The following is a 16377-nucleotide window of genomic DNA, read 5'->3' as shown; positions in this document are numbered from 1 at the left end:
TCAGCTCCCCGTCCCGAACCGCACGCCGATCGTCGTCAGCACCACGTTGACCGCGAAGAGCGCGAGCACACACAACACAACGGTCTCGTTCACCGCGACGCCCAAGCCCTTCGAGCCGCCCTTGACCATCAGCCCGCGGTAGCACCCGACCAGGCCGGCGAGGAGACCGAACGTCGCGGCCTTTATAGTCGCGATGATCACCTCGGGGAGGCCGGTGATCAGGGTCAGGCTGGCTATGTACGCGCCACCCGACACGTTCTGCAGGTACACACCGAAAATAAAGCCGCCCACCAGGGCGACGACGACTACCAAGCCGTTGAGCAGGGTGGCCACCACGGTGGCGGCAAGTACCCGGGGCGCCACCAGCCGTTGGATCGGATCGATACCGAGCACCTCCATCGCCGCGATCTCTTCCCGCATGGTGCGGGCGCCCAGATCGGCGCAAATGGCCGTCGAGCCCGCGCCTGCCACCACAAGCACCGTCACCAGCGGACCCAGTTGGGTGACCCCGCCGAGAGCCGCGCCCGCACCCGAGATATCGGCGGCGCCGATCTGCACAAGCAATACGTTCAGCGTGAACGCCAACAGCACCGTCAACGGAATGGCGACCGCGATGGTCGGCAGGATCGCGACCCGCATGACGAACCAGCACATCAAGATGAACTCGCGCCACTGAAACGGCCGCCGGAACAGCGCTTTGGCGGTCAGCAAGGACATCCGGAAGAAGCCGCCGACCGCTTCGAGACCAGGCGCGGTCTGGTCACGGACGTAATCGGTCAAGCGAGCCTGCGTCGTCACCGGTTCACCTTGGGCACTTGGCGTCCGTAGACATCGGCCCATGCTCCTCGGCCACACCTCGGCAACCGTCGCCGCCTGCTGTCTTGCTGCACGCCATCACTATCGCTATGACTGTACGTACAGTCAATAGTTGCGTCGAAAATAACCCGAGCTCAGTCAGTAGATGACGATTGATGCAGTCCCGGCGCCTTACAAACCGTCCGTACGGTCAGTATCTGACCGCCGCCAACGGCTAGTGCTTACTCATTGGCAAGGAAGCGTTCGGGAAAACTGGACAACGCGGACGCGGCGTTGTCCGCGTTAGCCTTGGATCGGATCATCCACGGCAGCAAGGCATTCCCGCACCACCGTAACAATAGGACCGGTCGGATCAGCCCACCGGCCCATTCCTAGACGGTCCAGCAACAAGCCGCCAAGAAAAACATCGACGAAGGCGCCGCCAACTTCTTCAGGCGTTCGTGGGCCGGCCGGGTCGAACCACACCCACATCCACTGGGTCGATCCCCACAGTTGCAGCCCTGCAATTTCGGCATCCACGTCGCGGAACACGCCAGCGTCGATTCCGTTGCGGATCTCGTCGATGGCGAAATCGCGCAACTCACGACGGAGGCTGCGCACTTCCTCCATGGCAGGGTCCTCGGTCAGCTGGACGACCTCGCGCTGGCTGGCAATTGCCGCGTCGCGGGCCAGAACCTGCAGCAGCGCTGAGATGAAGATGAATGCCGCGACGCGTTCTTGAGGCGTGACCAGGCGATTCCACACCATCTGCACGGCTGCACGGTGGCGATGCAAGTGACTTTCTTCGGTCTCGCGCAACATCTGCGCCTTGGTGCCGAAGTGATGAACGATGGTGCCCTTCGAGATGCCGAGTTCGTCCGCGATGTCGCCCATGTTGGTTCGGTCGTAGCCCCGATCAGCGACATAACGGACGAAGGCGTCGAGGATCTCAGTACGCCGCCCTGATTTAGGCACCCTCACCTCCATGCGGCCGCATTAACCGTACGAACGGTCTTCTATAGTGGCACATCGGCGCGTCATCGCGCGTGAGAGGACTCTATCAGCGTCTTGACACTGACCGTACGTACAGTCATCATTCTGGCGTGGAAACGCCGTCGAAATTGCTCGAGCACCTCGGTGCACAAGGCATCGAGCCTCGGGCATCCGCATTTGAACCTGGTGAGCGCCGATGAGCTGTGCAACGGCGGACGACGTGAAATCGCCGATCGGCCTCGGTCAGTTGCGCGGCCACACTTGTGGTTATCTCGAGCGGGTCGTGACCGGCGAGACGATCGAAGTGATTCGTCGGGGCAAGGTGGTGGCGCTCATCCAGCCAGCCGCCGGCGGCGCGCGTGGCTGCCCAGTCTTGGGCTCAGTCGATGTGGCGGTGCGAGGGGTTGGCCACCGAATCCGGCTCGACGATCTCAGAAGGCGCGCGGGTCAATGCTTCGATCGCGTTGCGGCGGGCGAAAAGGTTGAGGTCGTCTGGAACGGCAGAGTGGTCGCGCAGCTGGTCGCTCACAAAGACTCGAGAGTGCACTCCGAACAAGCGACGAGAGGAAAAAGCGGCCATGACAACAGCGGGTGAGAACCGCCGGACCGATGTTTCGCTGCGCCATGCGGGACAATTCTTCGTCGGCGGCGAGTGGGTCGATCCGTCCTCGCGGGCCACGTTCGATGTCCTCGACTCGGCGACGGAGGAGCTGTTCCTCCGAGTTGCTGAAGCGCGCGAGGAGGATGTCTCGCGAGCGATTGCCGCTGCCCGCAACACATTCGACAACGGCCCATGGCCCTCACTGTCGCATCGGGAGCGGGCGCAGTACTTGCGCGCCATCGCCGGCGGGCTGCGCAACCGGATCGATGAGGCAGCGCAGATCTGGAGCCGTGAATCCGGAATTGTGCACGACGTCGCCGCGACGGTGGCAAGCACCATCCCAGGCGTGTACGACTACTACGCCGATCTCGCGGATAGCTTTCCGTTCGAGGAGCCGAGGACACCGACCGCCGGCGGCGAGTTCGGCCTGCTCGTGCGCGAGCCGGTGGGCGTCGTCGCCGCGATCGTTCCATGGAACGCGCCGATTACGTTGATGGCCTACAAGATCGCTCCCGCACTTCTCGCGGGGTGCACGGTGATACTCAAGGCCTCGCCCGAGGCGCCGGGCAGCGCCTACCTCATAGCGGAGATCGCGGAGTCCGTCGGCCTGCCGGCCGGCGTCTTGAATGTGGTGACGGCCGACCGCGCGGCGTCCGAAGCGCTGGTGCGTGACTCACGGGTCGACAAGATCACCTTCACCGGATCCACCGCAGCGGGACGGCGAATCGCCTCCCTGTGCGGTGAGCGGATAGCCCGCTACACATTGGAACTCGGCGGTAAATCGGCCGCGGTCGTCCTGGATGACGCCGACACCGCCGCGACCGCGACGAAGCTCGTCGACGCCCAATGCCTACTCTCCGGCCAGATCTGTGCGGCACTGACCAGGATCGTGGTGAGCCGCAAACGACACGACGAGCTGGTAGACGCGATCTCGGCCTCCTTCTCGAATGTTCGGGTCGGCGACCCATTCGATGCGGCCACCCAGATGGGCCCGTTGGCCACTGAACGGCAACGCGACCGGGTGCTGGGCTACATCGCCAAAGGCAAGGACCAAGGCGCGCTGCTAGCGGCAGGCGGTGGCCGGCCGGCGGACCTCGACCGCGGTTGGTACGTGGAACCGACGGTGTTCAGCCGCGTCGACAACTCCTCGACCATCGCCCGCGAGGAGATATTCGGGCCGGTGCTGTGTGTGATACCGGCCGAAAACGAAACCGACGCAGTGCGTATCGCCAATGACACGATATTCGGCCTCAATGCCTCGGTCTTCACCGAAGATGTCGACAAGGCCACCGCCGTTGCACGCAAGCTGCGATCGGGGACGGTGGGTCACAACGATATCCGAATGGACCTCGGCATCGCTTTCGGCGGCTTCAAGCAGTCCGGGATCGGTCGGGAAGGCGGCCGGGAAGGTTTGCTTCCCTACCTCGAAACCAAGACCGTGATCCTCGAAGACACGCCGACCCGGTACGCGAACTGACGCCGTACAGGCGGCAAGGCGCGCGGCTGGTCTTGCGAACTGATGCACGACATCAGACTTGTGCGCCGATGTTGCACGGCTGCATCCGAATTCGACGTTCAGCCGTTCGAGGATTCCCAGGGCTTCGCGACTACTCCTTCGCGCCGGCGCCAGCGTGGCAAAGACGAGTCGATTCCACCCTCGGCGTGCGACCACGCCAGTCTATTTGCCGCACGCGTTTGGATGATCCTGGCCCGAACGTGACGACGCACCGCCGTTGGCGCTCTAGCGCGTCTGGTTCGCTCAGACCCTGGTGCAACAACATTTCGACGAGTTCGCTGGATCCACCGGTCGAGAAGTTGGTTTACGGGTGTGGGGCAGGATCTCGTAGGCCGGCGCCCTGTTCAGCTCGGGACGTTGGCTCCCAACGCTGCCAGCGCAGCGGTGCTCAGCCGGGCAAGCTCCTCGGCTTCGGCGGAAACAAGTGCGGCCGCGAAGATTTCGGCCATCCGCCGGTTGGTGGCCAGCTCGACCTCGGCGTAGCGGTCCTTTTTGTCTGCGCCGTCGGCGAACGGTTCGGGCCAGCCGAACATCGTCGCGTACTGATGTCCCTTGTTGAGCATGTGCGCCTCGATCGGGTGATCCCGGAGATGGTGAGCGCGTTGAAGTGCACGCCCGCGCGCAGCTCCCGCAGCACGAACATCACCTGCAGCGCCCGGGCCGGCGCATCGTCGGCCAACGGCATCTCACGCCAGCCGGCGAACAGCGGCAACCCCGCGATCGGTGTTGCGGCGATCAGTTTCTCCCCCAGCGAAGCAATACGATCGAGTCCCTGGGCATCCGCGAGATACTTGCGCCCGAAGTCGGCGGTCTGGCCCCAATACTGGTGCGCCGCACCGGCAGCACCGCGTATCGCGATGCCTCCGTCCCACGTCGCCGATAACCCGAAGGGTTCGAACACGACGAACACCGCGCCGACTGTGGCGCCGCTGGCTTCGCTCAGCACTCCGCCGCATCCGGCGACAGACCCTGCCAACGGGTTCTGGTACCCAGCGGCGACGCTCTCCTCGAAGGTCTCCGGATGCAGCATGAAGATCGCGACGGCTTGCTGCATCGCCGCTCCTGTGGCGGCTGCGGCGTCCAGCATTACGGTCTCGATCATGGCGATGAATTCCTTCTCGGTAGAGGTGTGCGCGCCCTGAATTGCTGACAGGCCGCCGATGGCCGCAGCTTGCTCACCCGTGATCGCGACCACCGGTGGGCCGGCGGCGGCCACCCCGGGAACGGATGCTTCGGGGTTCGGACCGTGGGGTCCGAACCCCGAACCATCGCGATGGTGTGCGGGTCAGCGGGTCAAGGCTGCGTCGCTGACCCAGCTGCCGTGGAAGCCGTGCGGTACGCGGCTGGGCAGGTGCACCCGGGCCACCGGCTCAGCGCGCGGGTCGGTGGCGTCGAGGATCACCAGATCCGAGCGGTCGATGGTCGCGTCGTAGACGAAACCCATTGCGTATCCGTCGTCCTCGGCTCCGGACGATCCGCCGGGCACGAACACGAACTCGTCAGGATAGGCGGTCGGCCCGAGGTCGAAGCGATCAGAACGTCCCGTCTCGAGGTCGTACTTGACGACGACACCCGGACCGCCGAGCTGTCCAGCGGCGTCACGCGGTCCGTTTGCCCAGCCATAGCGGTTGGGCAGCCCGACGACGTCGTCGGCAACGCGGGGAAAACCGTGCCACACATCGTCGAGCTGTTGCTCCTGCACCTCCCCCGTGGTGAGGTTGAACCTCCACCGATGCAGGTACGACGGGGAGAACTGGTCCATCGAGTCGCGCCACATCGACTCATGGCGCCCGACATCGCACACCACGGTGTCGCCGTCGATGAAAGCGTTCAACGGGTGGAAGACGAAGCACGGCTCGACCTCGAACCAGCGCACGTCGGCATCGGTCCCGAAGCGGGGCACGATCCCGACACGTGCGCCGTAGCCGTCGCTCCACGCAATCGAGGGTTCGCCCCGCATGGCCCCCTCGAGGTTGAACAGGACGGGCAGGTCCATGAAGATGGCGTGCTCTCGGGTGATCATGAAGTCGTGCATCCACGCCGGCCCAGGCAACGTAATCGGCGCGGAGTGAACGAGCTGGCCGCCGGCGTCGAGGACGTGGTAGGTCAGGTACGGCGGGAACGGACTGCTGCCGAAGAAGTGCAGCTCGCCGGTCTGCGGGCACAGCCTCGGGTGCGCGGTGAACGGCGTGGTGAGCCGCCCGCCGAAATCATAGAGGCCGATCGTGTCGAGCTCCGGTGTCAGCTCATAGGGCAGGTGGGCCTCCTCCAACGCCCAGATGCGGCCGGCGTGGGCGATCACATGGGTGTTGGCCGCGCTCGCTGTTGGGTCGGGCATCATCTGCATCGGATCGGCCGGCATGCCACGTTCGAGCTTTGCGGTGCGCACGAAACGGTTCCGGTACCACTCGGCACGACCGCCGTCGAGCCGGACACCGTGGACCATCCCGTCGCCGAAGAACCAGTGCCCCTCCATCCCGCTCGGCGGGTTCGGCCCGTTGTGCAGGTACCGACCGCTGAGCTCGGGCGGGATCGCCCCCGTAACAGGCAGGTCATGGACGGTGAGCTCGTCGGCAACAGGTCCGTAGTTGCCGGCCAGGAAGAACGGGGTCTCGGACTGGGTCTCGGTCATCGACCACCACCACCGACATGCGCCCACAGAACGATTCGATCCACCGCGATCTCCTTCCACTGTCTTTAACCAGAAACCTACGAGCACTCGACCATCAAGTCAAGCAATCGCTTGATTAATATGACGTCGCGCACGTCAGTCCTCGCTTTCACCGCGACCGGATCGACTACGTCACGCTCGGCGAACGCTCAGGCTCCAACCGAAAGCTGGGGTAACCGGCCTCGGCCTCCTCGGTGAGAAACCTGCGGTAACGCGGAGCGCCGCCGAGGTAGACCATGGCCCTGGGTTTGGCGTCGCGGTCCAAATTCGTGTTGTGGCCGTTGAACCACGACTGTGTCCGCGACATCAGCAGCTTCGCGTTCATTTCGCACACGTGCTCGAGCCACCGCGATTCCGCGCTGCGGCGGCCCTCGAACCTGCCGATTCCGTGTTCTTCGATGTAGCGGGCGGTCTCGGTCATCCAGTTCACCACGTCTTCGATCCCGCGCGGGAAGTTCGCCGTCGCCGAGCCCGACTGGGGACCAACGAGAATGAACATGTTGGGAAACGACGACACCTGGACTCCCAGGCACGTCAGTGGACCGTCGGCCCAGCGGTCCCGAAGCCGCACACCATCTGTGCCGATGATCTCGATCCGGTCGAACGGACCGGTCACCGCGTCGAAACCGGTTGCATAAACGATCACGTCAAGCTCGAGGTTGCGGACATCTTCCCCGCCCAGAGCGAGCCGGATGCCGGACTCTGTGATCTCCAGGATCGGATGTGCCCGCAGGTCCACCAGCTCCACGTTCGGCTGGTTGAAGACCTCGTAGAAACCGGACTCCCCACCGACCCGTTTGGTGCCGAAGCCGTGGGTCTTCGGGATCAGCAGCTCCGCAACCTCGGGGTCCTTCACGCGCTCGCGAATCTTGTTCGCAACGAACTCGGATAGCTCCCGGTTGGGCTCCGGCTCCATGATGCAATCGCGGTAGTTGCCCATATACATGCCGGCTCCCTGCCCGTGATAGAGCTTTTCCCAGTGGGCCAGCCGTTCCTCGCGGGACACATCGGTGGACAGCGTCCGATCAGGCCGGTGGATGAAACCGGCCGGCGTTTGGCGGCACCATTCGAAAATCTCCGCGTAGGAAGCCCGGAGTTGCTGCATTTCCTCAGCGGTGATCGGCGCATTGCCCAGGGGCGCGCACCAATTGGCGTCCCGCTGCAGCACGTACAGGGACTCCACCTTGTCCGCGATCGCGGTGATGACCTGCACACCACTGGCACCGGTACCGATGACCGCAACCCGCTTGTCCGTGACATCGAATCCGTCCGGCCAGTCGAAGGTGTGGGTCTCCAGACCACTGAAGGTCCCGCGGCCCGGGAAGCGCGGATAGGTCGGGACGGACAACAATCCCATCGCACAGAGCACGAACTTGGCCCGGAGCTGCTGACCGTCCTCGAACGTCAGCAGCCAGTGCCAATTCTCCTCGGACCACTCGGCACGGACGACGCGTGCGTTGAAGGTGATGTGGCGCCGCAGGTCGAACTTGTCGGCCACGTACTCGAGGTAGGCCAGAGTCTCCGGCTGCGCGGCGAACTTCTCCTGCCAATCCCACTCGTCGAGGAGCTCCTGCGAGAACGAGTACTGGTAGGTGTAGGACTCCGAATCGAATCGGCACCCGGGGTACCGGTTCATGTACCAGGTACCGCCGAGACCTGCGTTCGCGTCGACCACCCGCACGTCTGCACCGAGTTCCAGCAGTTCATGGAGCTGATAGAGACCGCACACACCGGCACCGATGATCAGATAGTCGACATCGACCCCCAACCGTTCCTGGTCGGCTGATGTTTTCACTACCACTCCAATCAGATCAAGCGCTTGCTTTGAGAAACGCCGTTTGCACCCCGAAGTCACGCGAGGTGATCGCCGCTCAGACCCAGATGCTCTCGGCGCCCGCCTGGGATGGACTCCGGGCGCGGCGCCACCTCACTCGAGGGCAGCCGAGTTTCGTCATCGCGAGGCTCCATTCGCACCCGCATGCGTGAGCTGTCCGAACCGCTTCTCGAGGACGTGCTTCATCACTTTCATGCTTGCGTTGAGCGGCAACTCATCGACGAAGAACACGTTCACCGGCTTCTTGTAGCCGGCAAGCCACCGACAGGCGAAGTCGCGCACGGCGTCGGCGTCGATGTCGGCGCCCGGGGAACGCACCACCGCCGCCGAAACCGCTTCGCCCCAACGGTCGTCGGTCAGGCCGAAGACAGCGACATCGGCTATTTCATCCATCAGTAGCAAGATGCGTTCGACCTCGGCCGGGTAGACGTTGGCGCCGCCGCTGATGATGAGGTCCTGGGCGCGGCCGGTCACGTAGAAGTAGCCGGCTTCGTCGCGGTATCCCAGATCGCCCGTGTAGTACTCGCCGTCACGCAGAACACTCGCGGTCTTCTCCGGCTGGTTGTGATAACCCGAGAACATCGTGTCGGCCTCTATGACGAGTTCGCCCACATGTCCGTCTGGCACAGGCGATCCGCCGCTGTCGACGACGCGTACCGAGGCAGTCGGCAACGGTCGCCCCACCGAGGCCAAGATGTCGCGCGCATCGGACCGCCCGGTCCAGTCACTGCGGTTGGCGATGGTTATCGGCGCTACCACCTCGGTCATGCCCCACGTCTCCACGAATCGGTCCCCGACCGCGCCGACCAACCGCTCCGCGAGTTCACGCGGAAGTGGACCGCCGGAGTGCAGCACCGTCTGGAGGAACCTCAGCGCCTCGGGATGCGCCTTCAGGGCCGCGAGCAGCCGCGGGATCAGCTGGGTCAGCGCGAGCGTGAAGGTGGACTCATGCTCGACCATGTGCCTGCCCCACTCGTCGGCAGTGGCGCCCGGCATGAAGGCGACGGTTCCACCGGTGTAGAAGTGCGGGAAGATCACGCCCCACAAGCACGAGACGAAAGACCAGCCGCCCGGGTAGGCGGCGTGGCCCTGGAGCGGCAACTGGTAGGCGTACGGAACGAGTCTGATGCAATTGACCACGGCGCGATGGCTGACCAGCACTCCTTTTGGGAATCCGGTGGTTCCGCTGGTGTATCCGATCAGTGCGATGTCCCCTGAGGACCGGTCGATCGCCATCGGAGTCGCGTCGGCTGCAGCCAGCGCTTCGTCGTAGGCCGTCGCACCATCGGGTGGCGACGCATCGATGGCGAACCAGGCGGCAAGTCCTTCGACGGAAGAGAGTTCGGCGGCGACGGAACTCAATCCGTCGGTGTGGATCATGGCCGAGGCGCCGGAGTCACTCAGCACGTAGTCCACCTCGGGCGCGGCGAGCCGGTCGTTGACGTGGACGGCGATGTAACCGCCGAGCGCCAGCCCGACGTAGACCTCCAGCGACTCGACCCTGTTGCCCAGCATCGCGGCGACCGTAGCGCCGGGTTCCAGACCGCGGTCGCGCAGCGCGCGTGCCAGACGCCAGCCGTTGTCGACCACCTCGGCGAACGTGCGCTCTTTCCCCACGGCGGTGACGGCGATGTTACCGGCGAATCGTCGACCCGCCCTACCGAAGAGATCTCCCAGCGTCTCCTGGGTCATCTGCACTCCCCCAGGTCGTACAGCCGAACGGCATTCGCCGCCAGGAAGAGTCCGAGTTCCTCGTCGCTCAGCACGGCAGGGGCACCGGCATACGACGACGCGAGGTCACGCACCATCGAGATCCATTTCGCGAGGTGATCTCCGCGCGGATCCTCGCGTGGACCGCGGATGATGTCGGAGCCGAAGATGAGCCGGTGCGCACCGATCTGCCTGCACATCGTGCGCATTCGCCGCCGGAACTCAGGGTAGTCCGTCTCGGCACAGCGGTGCCAAAGGGACAGGTCGAGATAGGCATGCTGCCATCCGGTCGCGCAGTCAAGCGCTTCTGCCCACCAGGCTTCAAATCCTGCGTGCGCGAAGACCATACGCAACCGCGGATACCCGGCGAGCAGCGACGCGACCTCGGATGGACGGCTGCGGGAGACTTGCAGCGGGTCTCCGCCCAGCGGGCTGGTGTGGATCATGACCGGCAGCTCGCGGGCTTCGAGCTCCGCGAACAACCATGCGTGCGCCGGATCACGTAGATCCCACCCCGCGGCCGGGTAGAGCTTGATCCCTTTGCAGTGCGGGTGCTCGACTGCCGCGAAAAACAGCTCCTGCGCGTCTGCATGGCGGGGATCCAGGCCGGCACAAAAGTAGAGCCTGCCCTCGTGCCGGGCGGCCAGCTGTTCATATCGGGCGTTGAGCTGGCGGATGGGCAGGTGCTGTCCCGCAGGCGCCCCCACGATCGTCCAGTCGACGACCGGCACCAAGCCCGCCGCAACCCCGGCCCGGTCGAACGCAGCCACGGTCAGGGCGGCATCGGGATCGCTCCGCCCGACCGCCACGTGCCCCATCAGCATCTCGGGGTCCCGCTCCGGCAGGCGCCGTCCGGCACCCTGGCGCGCCCAGGCCCGACGCAACCCCTCCGGCAGCCATTTGGCGTCCCAGACATGCAGGTGCGCGTCGATCACGATGTCGGACATCCCCGCCACTCAACCCCTTCCCAGCACATGCACGGTCGAGGCAGCGGTCAGCCAATCCACCACACCGCCGCCGATTTGAACGACGGCGCGGCGCGGCGCGGTGTCGAGCTGCAGCTCGCCCGCCTCGCCGCGGAGCTGGGCCACCACGTCGTGCACCTGCGCCAGCCCGCTGGCACCCAGCGCATGGCCGCGTCCGACAAGACCACCGGAGCGGTTGACCGGCATCCTGCCGTCCGCCTCGGTCACTCCGTCGGCGATCCATCCTTCTTCCTCGCCGAATGAGCACAGCCCGAGGTCGGTCCATGCCATCAACTCGTATGCGACAGAGGCGTCGTGCACCTCGGCGAGGTCCATCTCGGCCGGCCCCAGCCCCGCCTGTTCGAAGGCCGCACGCGCGGACGCCGCAACCGCGTTGGACGCATCCGCTCGATCCTGCGGTGGGCGCGTCGCCAGCTGGGAAGCCAGGATCCGCACCGCCCGGTCCGAAGCAGCCGCCTCGGGTCTGCTGGTGACCACCACGGCGGCCGCGCCGTCGCTGACAGGTGAGCTCATCAATACGGTGAGCGGTTCCACCACGGTGCGTGCAGCCAACACGTCCGCGGGGGTCGCTCCGAACCTGCGGTGCGCAAACGGGTTCAACCGGGCGCTCTGCAGTGAGCGCGAGCCGATGCGGGCGAGGCCATCGACCGTCACGCCGCGCTCTTCGATGAGCGCGTTGGCAAGCTTGGCCTGCCGATCGATGAACGGGCTGCGGTCTTCTCCGGCCCCGGCGCCGGTGGAGAACATCTGCTCGACATCCGCAGCTGCGGCATATGCGCTGAAAGTTCGTCGGCGATCGGGATGGTTCGCCTTTTCCACGCCTAGCGCCAGCACGGTGTCGTACATCCCGGACGCGACGGCCATCCACGCCAGATGAAGGGCATTGCCGCCGGAAGCGCAGGCGTTCTCGACATTGTGGATCGGGATGCCCGCAAGTCCCAGCGGGTAGCCGATCACCTCACCCCGGATGCATTCCTGGCCGGTGATCAGACCGGCGAACGCATTGGCAAAGAACATCGCCTGGATGTCCTGCACGCCGATGCCCGCGTCGCCAAGGGCAGCCTCCACGGCCACCTTGCCCAATACCTTCATCGAGGTGTTCAGGAACTTACCGAAGGGGCTCATCCCCACTCCGCTGATTGCCGGCGTCTCCGCCACGTTTCCTCAGTCCTTTCCGACAGTTGGTGTCGGCCAGGCGGCGCTGACACCGCCGTCGACGAGCAGGCTCTGGCCGGTCACATAGCCCGCGTCGTCGCTGGCGAGGAAGGCGGTCACAGCGGCCACTTCCTCTGGGGTGCCCTCACGTCCCATCGGCGTCACGGCCGCCCGTGCCGTGCCGGCACCGCCGAACTCGCGCCGCACGAGAGCGGAATCGATGTTGCCGGGAAGGACCGCGTTGGAACGGATGCCGCGTCCCGCGTACCGCACCGCGACGTGGCGCATCACGCCCAGCAGTGCGGCCTTCGTCGCCTCGTAGGACAGCGAGCGCCGGCTGCTCAGCACGCCGGCAGCCGAGCCGACGAAGACGAAGACGCCGCGCTCGTTGGCGAGCATCGTCTGGAGCGCTGCTTGCGCCGTCACCCAGTGCGAACGCACGTTCACCGCACTGGCCAAGTCCCAGTCCGCCAGGGACTGCACCTTGACCGGCTCACGTCCCGAGATGCCGACGTTGCACACCACGACGTCGAGACGACCGTCACCGTACTGCGCCGCGTCCGCGACCCCCGCCACACAGGCCTCCGGATCGGTTGCATCAACCTGGACTGCGACGCCGGGGGTGGCCAGGTGTACGACGGTCTCCCGTGCACGGTCTAGGTCCTTGTCCGCGACAACGACTCGAGCACCTTCTGCAGAGAGCCTCATTGCGATGGCCCGGCCGTTGCCCATCGGTAGCTCTTCGCCTCGCCGGACCGGCCCGTCACTTCCGCCGCCTAGTACGTAGGCGACTTGACCTTCGAACCTGCGCATGTCAGTAGCTCCGGGGAAGGCCGAGAACCTGCTGGGCGATGAAATTCAGCGTCATTTCCTGGCTCACCGGCGCCAGCCGCATGATGCGCGATTCCCGCCAATAACGCTCCACGTGGTACTCCTGGGCGTAGCCCAGACCACCGTGGGTTTGTACCGCTCGGTCCGCTGCCTCGTAGCCAGCATCGGCGGCAAGATACTTGGCGATATTGGCCTCGGCGCCACACGACAGTCCAGCGTCATATCGGGCGGCGGCGATCAACGTCATCTCCCAGGCGGCTTCGAGCCGGCCGTAGGAATCAGCGAGGGGATGACTCAGAGCTTGGTTGCTGCCGATCGCACGGTCGAAGACCCGGCGCACCTTGGCGTAGTCGACCGCCCTGCGCAGTGCCGCCTGCCCGATGCCGACTGCCTCCGCCGCGATGAGCACCCGCTCGGGGTTGAGCCCGGAGAGCAGGTGCTTGAAGCCTTTACCCTGCTCCCCCACCAACCGCCACCCCTCGACCGGTAGGTCGTCGTAGAAGGTCTCACACGTTGCGACCGCGTTGCGGCCGGCCTTCGGGATGGGGCGGATGTCGACATGGCTGCGATCGAGGTCGACGAGGAAAAGACTCAGCCCATCGAACCGCCCCGCTTCGTCGTCCGGCGCAGGCGAGGTACGCGCCAGCAGGAGCGCCACCGAGGACTCCAGCGCTTTGCTCGTCCAGATCTTCTGCCCCGAGATGCGCCAGTTATCCCCGTCACGGACAGCCTTGGTGCTGATCCGCGAGGTGTCCGTACCAGCATCGGGTTCGGTGACCGCGAAGGCAACGTGCAACTCACCGGATGCCGCCCGCGGCAGGAAGGTCTCCTTGAGGCGATGGTTGCCGAATTTGATCACCGGTTGGAGGCCGAACACGTTCATGTGCAGCGCCGTACACCCGTTCAAGGCTGCCCCGGACGCCGCGACCTCACGCAACAGGATGGCTGCCTCGGCGATACCACGACCGCCCCCGCCGTACTCCTCGGGCACCGCGATACCTACCCAGCCGTCCTTCGCCATCGCGGCGAAGAACTCCTCGGGGAAGCGGTGGTCGCGATCGCAGGCCAGCCAGTAGTCGTCGCCGAAATCAGCCAGCCGCCGTCTGATCGTCGCGGCGATCAGATGATGATCCGGGTCGCGGTGCTCAGCCACCGGCGACCTCCGATCCTTGATCGCCCCCGGCGTCAGGCGCCGGGGGGAACACGATGGATGCCATAGCCGTCCTTGGTATCGGGGTGAGGAACTGTTACCAATGTAAAGCAAATGCTTGATTCATACAAGCCAAGTGCCCCGTGGCATGCTCACGCGTTGAGCCTCGATTTTTCGACGGGGTTTGGGTGATCGGCTGCGACAGATGTCAATGTGCACCATCGCCCGGCAGCGGAAGCGACGCCGGCGGCGCATCGCCAGAGACTTTTCACCCGCGAAGCGACCGCAATATCCGTCACGTGCGAGGCACCGTCCCGTGGGAACAATCTGAACCTTAGATAAGTCCGATTATTCCCTGCAGGACAGGCACTTTCGCGTATTTACATGCCACCCCAAGCGACAAACCGCGAAGAATCCGGGTTGAGCAGCTCGGCCAGCAGATCGAGCTCGTCGGCGAAATCGTCGATGACGACTGCCCTAGCAGGATTAGTTATCTCGGCCCATTCGTCTCGGATCTGCTCCGCGGACAGGTCGGGGGCGAAGTAGCCCGGCGCCTGTGCGACGAACACTTTTGCGACGCGCCCACCCCCGACGTTGTAGACGTCCCCCGTCGCCGGGCACTCCTCCGCACTCAACCACAGCACGAGGGGCGCGACCAATGCCGGATCCAAGCTCGCGACCAGGCTTCCGGGCAAGTTCTCCGTCATGCGCGTGCGGGCTGCGGGCTCGATAGCGTTGACCTTGATCCCGTCGCGCGCCCCCTCGAGCGCCAGCGTCTTGGTGACACCCACGATGCCGGCCTTCGCCGCAGCGTAGTTCGTCTGCCCGAAGTTGCCGAACAGCCCCGCCGCCGACGTCGTATTGATGATCCGCCCGTAGCCCTGCGCAGTCATCACCGGCCAGACCGCTTTGGACATCCAAATCGTTCCGCCGAGGTGTACCGCCAGGACCGCGTCGACCTCATCCGGGGAGATTTTCTTGAGCGTACGATCCCGCAGAATCCCCGCGTTGTTCACGAGGACGTCGAGCCTGCCATACGTCGAGACGGCAAGGTCGGCGATCCTCGATGCTCCTTCGAGCGTGCTGACATCGGTCCCGTCGGCGACCGCGGTGCCGCCCGCAGCACGGATATCTTCGACCACCTGGTGCGCGGGAGAGCCGTCGGTGTCCTCTGCACCACCGAAATCGTTGACCACGACCTGGGCGCCCCGCGCGGCCAGCAGCAGCGCGTGCGTTCGACCCAGGCCGCGCCCGGCACCCGTCACGACTGCCACCCGGCCGTCGAGCCTGATTTCGCTCATGATGCTCCTGTCAATAAGGGCCGGCAGTTCGCCAGCCAGTTCGAACGGCGCATTCGGCCGCGAAGCACTCACCGATGTCGCCAGCGCTCAGCACGCCGCCACACAGACAGGCGCTGCACGACGAGGCTCCGTGTTAGCCCGGAAACCAGCCAAAACCGGTCGCGCCCAATGGACTTCACGCTAGCCACCCGCACGGCGGTGGTCAATAGTTAAATCAAACATTTGCTTTATTATTTGAGCATCGCTACTTTCCCACCCTGACCCCCGGGCTGCGTTGCTCGCGCCGGCCCCGACAACGATCGGAGAACTCATGACCATCCACACCAGCCGCGGCCGTTTCTACGAGGAGATGATCACCGGCGACGTGTTCGAGCACGAGCCGGGACGGACCATTACCGAAGCCGACAACCTGTTGTTCTGCAGCATCACGATGAACAGTCAGACTTTGCATCTCGACGCGGCGAAATCAGCAAACACCGAATTCGGCGAGCGGCTGGTTAACAGTCTGCTTACGCTCGGAATCGTCTGCGGCATAGGCGTTCCGGATCTCACCCAGAAGACCACAATCGCCAATCTGGGCTTCCAGCAGATCTCCTTTCCTGCCCCCGTCTTCATCGGCGACACGCTCTACTGCGAGACCGAGATCGGGCAGAAGCGCCCCTCTGCGAGCCGCGCAGGCCAGGGGATCGTGACGTTGGAGCACCGCGCGCTCAACCAGGATGGGGTGCTGGTCTGCAAAGCGGTGCGCGCCGCACTGGTGCGCTTCGCCCCCGAGGATGCCGCCAAAGCACGGAAATGACACCGCGTTTCGACGCGCCGCACGCCGCCGGGCCT

Annotated in this window: 13 protein-coding genes and 1 pseudogene; 3 read left to right on the top strand and 11 right to left on the bottom strand. The window is 65.0% G+C overall.

Annotated features, from left to right (window positions below; all coding sequences use genetic code 11):
- Positions 1 to 840 (bottom strand): MlaE family ABC transporter permease, encoded by an 840-nt coding sequence (locus tag AU188_RS10855; RefSeq protein ID WP_156426646.1) that lies wholly within the window; start codon positions 838 to 840, stop codon positions 1 to 3.
- A gap of 258 nt (positions 841 to 1098) precedes the next feature.
- Entirely contained in the window at positions 1099 to 1782 is a 684-nt protein-coding gene (locus AU188_RS10850; protein WP_286137386.1) for a TetR/AcrR family transcriptional regulator, read from the bottom strand.
- Between the two features lie 202 nt (positions 1783 to 1984).
- Here AU188_RS10850 and AU188_RS25280 point away from each other — a divergent pair, with 202 nt between their 5' ends.
- Positions 1985 to 2383 carry a hypothetical protein gene (locus AU188_RS25280; protein WP_156426630.1) on the top strand — a complete coding sequence of 133 codons (399 nt, stop codon included), beginning with the start codon at positions 1985 to 1987 and terminating at the stop codon, positions 2381 to 2383.
- On the top strand, positions 2367 to 3866 hold the full coding sequence (locus tag AU188_RS10845; protein WP_059163691.1) for an aldehyde dehydrogenase: 1500 nt from the start codon (positions 2367 to 2369) through the stop codon (positions 3864 to 3866). The genes AU188_RS25280 and AU188_RS10845 overlap by 17 nt, the downstream gene beginning before the upstream one ends.
- Before the next feature lie 383 nt (positions 3867 to 4249).
- Here the strand turns inward: AU188_RS10845 and AU188_RS10840 are convergent.
- The 9 genes and pseudogenes from AU188_RS10840 to AU188_RS10800 form a co-directional block, all read right to left on the bottom strand.
- Positions 4250 to 5007 (bottom strand): annotated as a pseudogene (locus tag AU188_RS10840) (SCO6745 family protein).
- A gap of 183 nt (positions 5008 to 5190) precedes the next feature.
- Positions 5191 to 6537, bottom strand: coding sequence for a carotenoid oxygenase family protein (locus tag AU188_RS10835; protein WP_059163690.1), 1347 nt, complete (start codon positions 6535 to 6537; stop codon positions 5191 to 5193).
- 166 nt (positions 6538 to 6703) lie between these two features.
- Positions 6704 to 8371 carry a flavin-containing monooxygenase gene (locus AU188_RS10830; protein ID WP_156426629.1) on the bottom strand — a complete coding sequence of 556 codons (1668 nt, stop codon included), beginning with the start codon at positions 8369 to 8371 and terminating at the stop codon, positions 6704 to 6706.
- A 156-nt stretch (positions 8372 to 8527) separates the two neighbouring features.
- Positions 8528 to 10102 (bottom strand): class I adenylate-forming enzyme family protein, encoded by a 1575-nt coding sequence (locus tag AU188_RS10825; protein WP_156426628.1) that lies wholly within the window; start codon positions 10100 to 10102, stop codon positions 8528 to 8530.
- Positions 10099 to 11067 (bottom strand): amidohydrolase family protein, encoded by a 969-nt coding sequence (locus AU188_RS10820; protein ID WP_156426627.1) that lies wholly within the window; start codon positions 11065 to 11067, stop codon positions 10099 to 10101. The genes AU188_RS10825 and AU188_RS10820 overlap by 4 nt, the downstream gene beginning before the upstream one ends.
- Positions 11068 to 11076: 9 nt before the next feature.
- Positions 11077 to 12231: a thiolase family protein gene (locus tag AU188_RS10815; RefSeq protein ID WP_059163687.1), complete on the bottom strand. Its 1155-nt coding sequence runs from the start codon at positions 12229 to 12231 to the stop codon at positions 11077 to 11079.
- Between the two features lie 39 nt (positions 12232 to 12270).
- Entirely contained in the window at positions 12271 to 13074 is an 804-nt protein-coding gene (locus AU188_RS10810) for an SDR family NAD(P)-dependent oxidoreductase (RefSeq protein WP_082686579.1), read from the bottom strand.
- Position 13075: 1 nt separating this feature from the next.
- Positions 13076 to 14245 carry an acyl-CoA dehydrogenase family protein gene (locus tag AU188_RS10805; protein WP_059163685.1) on the bottom strand — a complete coding sequence of 390 codons (1170 nt, stop codon included), beginning with the start codon at positions 14243 to 14245 and terminating at the stop codon, positions 13076 to 13078.
- 377 nt (positions 14246 to 14622) lie between these two features.
- On the bottom strand, positions 14623 to 15615 hold the full coding sequence (locus tag AU188_RS10800) for an SDR family NAD(P)-dependent oxidoreductase (protein WP_156426626.1): 993 nt from the start codon (positions 15613 to 15615) through the stop codon (positions 14623 to 14625).
- A 238-nt stretch (positions 15616 to 15853) separates the two neighbouring features.
- Between AU188_RS10800 and AU188_RS10795 the strand changes: the two genes are divergently transcribed.
- Positions 15854 to 16342, top strand: a complete 489-nt coding sequence (locus AU188_RS10795; RefSeq protein WP_059163683.1) for a MaoC family dehydratase — start codon at positions 15854 to 15856, stop codon at positions 16340 to 16342.
- Positions 16343 to 16377: the final 35 nt, after the last annotated feature.

Origin of the sequence: Mycobacterium sp. IS-3022 (genome assembly GCF_001500065.1) — a bacterium.
GTDB lineage: Bacteria > Actinomycetota > Actinomycetes > Mycobacteriales > Mycobacteriaceae > Mycobacterium.
Note: the sequence above shows the minus strand (reverse complement) of the source record. Positions and strands in the feature narration are given on the sequence as shown.